The sequence below is a fragment of the Candidatus Protofrankia californiensis genome (assembly GCF_900634765.1).
Taxonomy (GTDB): Bacteria; Actinomycetota; Actinomycetes; order Frankiales; family Frankiaceae; genus Protofrankia; species Protofrankia californiensis.
In genome coordinates this window covers 1-5,591 of sequence record NZ_CAAAFT010000097.1, presented here as the reverse complement: position 1 = coordinate 5,591, position 5,591 = coordinate 1, and the positions used below count along the sequence as shown (strand labels likewise).

At 68.8% G+C, this 5,591-nt stretch carries 5 protein-coding genes; 4 read left to right on the top strand and 1 reads right to left on the bottom strand.

All coding sequences use genetic code 11. From position 1 onward, the window contains the following. The 4 genes from DD1DGNOD_RS28810 to DD1DGNOD_RS05890 all read left to right on the top strand — a co-directional run. The coding region (locus tag DD1DGNOD_RS28810) for a glycosyltransferase (protein ID WP_241255492.1) at window positions 1-820 on the top strand (820 nt) is incomplete at its 5' end. Between the two features lie 44 nt (window positions 821-864). Continuing rightward, window positions 865-1,980 (top strand): glycosyltransferase family 4 protein, encoded by a 1,116-nt coding sequence (locus DD1DGNOD_RS05900; RefSeq protein ID WP_131769625.1) that lies wholly within the window; start codon window positions 865-867, stop codon window positions 1,978-1,980. 209 nt (window positions 1,981-2,189) lie between these two features. Further along, the gene (locus DD1DGNOD_RS05895; RefSeq protein WP_131765618.1) at window positions 2,190-2,477 is read left to right on the top strand and encodes an energy transducer TonB; all 288 of its coding nucleotides are present in this window, start codon (window positions 2,190-2,192) and stop codon (window positions 2,475-2,477) included. A 524-nt stretch (window positions 2,478-3,001) separates the two neighbouring features. After that, the gene (locus tag DD1DGNOD_RS05890) at window positions 3,002-4,270 is read left to right on the top strand and encodes an MFS transporter (RefSeq protein ID WP_131769624.1); all 1,269 of its coding nucleotides are present in this window, start codon (window positions 3,002-3,004) and stop codon (window positions 4,268-4,270) included. Window positions 4,271-4,307: 37 nt separating this feature from the next. On the opposite strand, the gene DD1DGNOD_RS05885 is transcribed toward DD1DGNOD_RS05890, so the two are convergent. Beyond that, a complete protein-coding gene (locus tag DD1DGNOD_RS05885; protein ID WP_131769623.1) occupies window positions 4,308-5,306 on the bottom strand; it encodes a hypothetical protein in 999 nt (332 codons plus the stop codon). Window positions 5,307-5,591: the final 285 nt, after the last annotated feature.

Sequence of the window (5,591 nt, the reverse complement as noted above, 5' to 3'; positions counted from 1 at the left end):
GCGGGTGACCGACCGGCGCGAAGGCGTCCGGGCCCGCGTGGCACTGCGTTTCCCCTGGCTGCTCGCGGACCCGCGTGATCTGGGGTACCTCGACGCCTACGACGTGGTCATGGCGAACTCGGTCTACACCCGGGACTGGATCCGCCGGCTGTGGCGGACCGACGCCAACATCCTCTACCCGCCGATCCAGGTGGCAAGCCTGACCCCGGCCGAAGAGCGGGAACACTCGGTGCTGAGCGTGGGGCGGCTGTTCGCCCCCGGCCTGGGTCACGCGAAGCGGCAGCTGGAGATGGTGCAGTGGTTCGGTGAGCTGTACCGCTCGGGCGCGCTGCCCGGCTGGCGGATGCACGTTGTCGGTGGGTGCGAGGACTCCCAGCTCCCCTACCTGGAGAAGATCCGGGACGCCGCCCGCGACCTGCCGGTGGAGATCCACCCGAACGCCCCGCGCCACGAGGTGGAACGGCTGCTGTCCACCTGTTCGGTGTTCTGGTCCGCGACCGGCTACGGGGAGGACGTCGACCGCCGGCCCTGGACGGCCGAGCACTTCGGGATGACCACGGTAGAGGCCATGGCCGGGGGGTGTGTTCCCGTGGTGATCGACCACGCGGGCCAGCGCGAGATCGTCCGGCACGGGCTCGACGGCTTCCGCTGGACCTCCCCGCAGCAGCTCGCCTCGTTCACCCGGCGCCTCGCCGCCGAGGACGGGATGCGCCGGCGGCTTGCGGCAAGCGCGATCACCCGCGCCCAGGAGTACTCGGACGCGGCGTTCGCCACCCGCTGGCTCGACATCGCCACCCGCCACCGCTTTTACGCACAGTAACTCCGAAGAGCCCGGGACAGCAGACGCGGAAAGGAACGAGGCCGATGCGGGTCATCCTGGACGGAACGCCCCTGCTCGGCCCGCGCACCGGAGTGGGTCACTACACCGGCCACCTGCTCGCCGAACTACCGCTTCTGCCCGGCCTGGACGTGGCCGCGACCGCGTTCACCTGGCGTGGGCTCGAAGGGTTCGCCCCGGCGCTGCCACCGGGTGTGCGTCCGGCCGCGCGCCGGATCCCGGCCCGGCTCATGCACGAGGCATGGGCCCGCACCGAAGTGCCGAAGCTGGAGTGGCTGACCGGCGCGGTCGACGTGGTGCACGGCACGAACTTCGTGCTGCCACCGCCGCGGCGCGCCCGCGGTGTGCTGACCATCCACGACCTTGCCTACCTCAAGCTCACGGGCACGGTCTCCACGGCGTCCGCCCGCTACCGGGAGCTGGTCCCGCGCGGCCTGCGCCGTGCCGCCGCGGTCGTCACCCCGAGCGCGGCGATCGCCGCGGAGGTCGTCGACACCTACCGGCTGGATCCGGCGATGGTGACCGTGACGCCGCTCGGTGTGGACACGGCCTGGTTCGACGCATCCCCGCCGTCTGCGCGCTGGCTCGCCGCCCACGGGCTGCCCGAACGGTATCTGCTGTTCGTCGGCACCCTCGAGCCGCGCAAGAACCTCCCGACCCTGCTGGAGGCGGTCCGCGGCCTGCACGCCGAGGTCGCCGACGCACCACCGCTGCTCCTGGTCGGGCCATCCGGGTGGGGACCGGCCCCTGACCTGTCACGGCTGCCGGCCGGGGCGGTCGTCACCGTCGGCTACCTGGTGACGAACCAGCTCCGCAGCCTGGTCGCCGGGGCCAGTGCCCTGTGTTTCCCCTCGTTCTACGAGGGGTTCGGCCTGCCACCGTTGGAGGCGCTGGCGGCCGGGACCCAGGTGGTCGCCTCCGACATCCCCGCGGTCCGGGAGGTCGTCGGCCCGCTCGCCGGCAAGAGTGTGCGACTGGTGCCGCCGATGGATGCCGACGCCTTCACCGACGCGCTGATCGGCGTGCTCAAGGAGGAGGTCGACCCCGCCCCGGGGCGCTCCCACGCTCGGACGTTCACCTGGCGGCGCACGGCCGAACACACCGCCGCCGTCTACGCCTCGGTCACCCGCTCCGACCCGTAGGTGGAAACCGTCGTGATATCGCCCCACTTCGTGGGTCTCGCAGGTCACAGGCGTGCCGTTTGTAGTTGATCTCACCGTTTCGCCGTAATCGATCTTCTGGCGGGCGGTTCCCGGATCGAACGCCGGACGGCAGCGACCCGGGGTCGGTGCTGGAACACCGGCCCTGGGGCTTGATCCCTGACCCCTGCGTGTACAGGAGTGAGAGACTCATGGCCGCGATCCCAAACAGTCGCCGGTCCGGTGGTAGCGGGTCGCATTTCAGCGGCCTGTTGATGGCGGACCCGGCTGAGCCGGCGCGCGTCGAACTGCCCCCGCCGGGCTCGGACCTGTTCATCCTGCGGCCGGCGCTCGTGCTGCCGGCCGGTGTACAGATCTGCGTAGACCTTGCCAGCGCCGATGCGGACGCGGCAACCTGGTGGTCGTCCCTTGCGGTGGAAGCCACCTACGCATCCCTCTGGCACAAGAAGCGCAACCGGACCGGACCACACCCACGATGACAACCTTCGTTGTCGCTCCGGCTGGTTGAGTGCCATCGGTCCGGACGACAACGAACCGGGACACGGTCGGTGACCGCAATCTTCGGTCACCGACCGTGCATCGTTTCGGATAGCGAACGCCGTTTTTATGACCTACGGTCACGTTTCTCCCTGAGCTGATCTCCTCCGTCGGTCGGGCAGACTACGCCCTACCCCGGGTTCTCCCGGCCGGACAAGGGACGCCGGATCAACCCTCGTCCGATCATGGCCGTGCGGCCCTTGCCCGGGTGGGAGGTTCCGGGGTAGCCCTCCGGGTGTCCGTCCGGCGGAGGCGATCAGCGGACTCGCGCCCCTCCCCTCCGGACGGAGGGCCGGGGGCGGAGCCCCGGAAAACCCATACGATGCCCGGGACTCGCGGTTAGGACCCTCGGCGTAGCGCGTTGACGTTGCAGCAGGATTCCTGAAGGGCGGTCGCTACCGACCGATGTGGGTGGATCGTCACCTCCCGAGACGCCAGGGCCGGACGCTCCAGCACACTGCTGTCCATGAGCAGCGCCCCCACATCTCGGAGTGAGACCACCCCACCGGTCGAAGCCGAGTCCGACCGCTGGCTGACCCGCGGGGTAGCTGGCATCGGGACTGCGAGCCTGCTCGCCGATGTCGGCCACGAGATCCCCACCGCACTGCTACCGAGCCTGCTCACCAGCACCCTCGGCGCGCCGGCCGCTGCGCTCGGGCTGATCGAGGGTGTCTCCGACGGGCTGGCCGGCACCGCCCGGCTGGTCGGCGGGGCAGTTGCCGACGACCCCGGCCGCCGCCGACGGGTTGCGGTCGGTGGTTACACCAGCACCGCGGCGTTGGCGGCTCTGACCGGTGCCGCAACCGCGGTCTGGCAGGTCGGTGTCCTGCGTGCCGGGGCCTGGGCCGCCCGCGGTGTGCGGGTACCGGCACGTAACGCCCTGCTTGCTGACGTGGTCGCACCCGCCGCCTACGGCCGGGCCTACGGCTTCGAGCGCATGATGGATAACCTCGGTGCGATCTTCGGCCCGTTGCTCGCCCTCGGGCTGGTCGCCGCGTTCGGTGTCCGCTGGGCGATTGGGCTATCCGTCATACCGGGCCTGCTCGCTGCCGCCGCGATCGTCTACGCCATCCGGTACGCTCCGAAAGCCGAGGTCCGTCAGCGGGTACCGTTGCGTATTCGTGTCCGCCCGGTTCTGCGCGCCGGTCTCGGCCCGCTGATGGGCGCGATCGCCGCCTTCGAACTGGGCAACGTCGCCGCGACCCTGCTCATCCTGCGCGCCACCGACTTGTTGCGGCCGGGCCACGGCGAGCGCACCGCTACCAGCCTCGCGCTGGCGCTCTACGTCCTCTACAACGTCGCTGCTACCGCCGCTTCGCTGCCGGCCGGACGTCTCGCTGACCGGCTCGGGGAGCACGGCGCGGTCCGGGTTCTCACCGCCGGGGTCGCGCTGTTCGCCGCCGCCTACGTCGGCTTTGCCGTCACCGGTGCCCACCTGGCCGTCCTCGCGCTCCCGTTCGCTGCGGCCGGCGCGGCGATCGGCTGTGTCGAAACCGCCCAGCACACCGCCGTCGCTAGCCTCGCCCCATCGCAGATCCGTGGATCGGCGTTCGGGCTGCTGGCCAGCATTCAGGCTGCCGGCAATGTCGCGGCCAGCGCTATTGCCGGTGCTCTGTGGTCCGCCGTCTCCGCTCAGGCGGCGTTTCTTTACCTGGCAGCTTGGATGCTGCTCGCGCTCGCTGGCCTGGGCTTTGCCGGACGCTGGCCGGGCGTCAGTTCAAAAAAAACACCGTAGAGAAAATTGGCGACGCGTACGCTGGACGCAAGATGATCTATTCGGGCAGTTGTGCCGGGTTAGGGTGTTGGCAGAAGACTTCGATCTCGGCAGCTATGTCGCGCGCGGCAGGCGAGCCGTGGAACACGGGATCAGCAAGAGCATGATGAAGCCGCAGAACGCTTGCGCGGATGGGGAGGACGCGGCGATCCGCCGGAACTTGCAGGATGGGGCGTACCGCGTCGTGCGCTCCGTCCAGGGCTCGTTGGCGTACGCGGGCTAGCGCTAGATCGGCTCGTGCGATGGCCTCGGAGTTGAAGGAGCGATTGGCTGGCGCCGCGTTCGTCATGGCGGCAACGGCTTCGCTGGCGGCCTGTTCTGCTTCAGCGGCGTCCGGAAGCCAAGCTGCGGTACCGGCAACGATTCCAAGTTGTTCGGGGAGCGAGAATCTCATCATCCCGCCGATCTCGTCGAGGTCGTCGAGGGTGACACGCTCGCGAATGTCGCGTCCCCTGTTGAGAGCAGCGCGGGTGAGCTCGGCGTTGCCGATGGCTGCCCATGCCCGCGCTTCCTGTACGACAGGCAGGACTGCGATGGAACCGCGGACACGCGCGGCCTCATTAGCTGCGAGCTGAGCATACCGTATGGATTCGGAATACCGGCCCATCCAGTAAGCCGAGGCGGCCTGTTCGGTCCGGACAACGATGTGCAGTCCAGGATGGCCGGCGCGTTCGGCGCAAAGTAAGGCCGTGTTCTGGTACATCAGCGAGGTATCAAGACTGCCAAGATCACGACCCGTGTGGGCCAGCATGCTGCATATGATTCCGCCGAGAAAGTAAAGGTCCCGTGTCTGGCTGGGAGGGGCTGGGCTGTCAAGCAGCCGGAAGATGGCTTTCCGTGCAACGATTAGATCGTCGACTAGCCAGGTGAGCTGGTCGCCGTATGTGCGCGCGAGCCGCTGGGTTTCGTTCCAGAGTAGGGTAAGAATCTCGGGGGATGTCGCGTTCTCCGCACGTCCGAGGAAACGAAGAGCGTCTTCAGCGTCTGCAGTGGCCATCGTGATCAGCTCTCCTGGCTGGTCGTCGTGCCCAGGATGTGGGTAAATTCCTCCCATCGCATGTCCAGGGTAGGTCTGGTCATGTAGCCGTAGGACCGGGCCGCTCAGCGTAGGCGGTATCGTCGTGTCCCCGGTCGCGGTGGGGTGGTTGATGCCCTTCGCCGTCGTGGACTCGTGCGGAGCTATGAGCTCCTCGGCGGATCGGTCGAACATCTTCTCCAGTACACGGCATGCGGCCGGATATGGCCTGCTAGTCAGGGTTCCGGACAGCCATCGCTTCGCTTG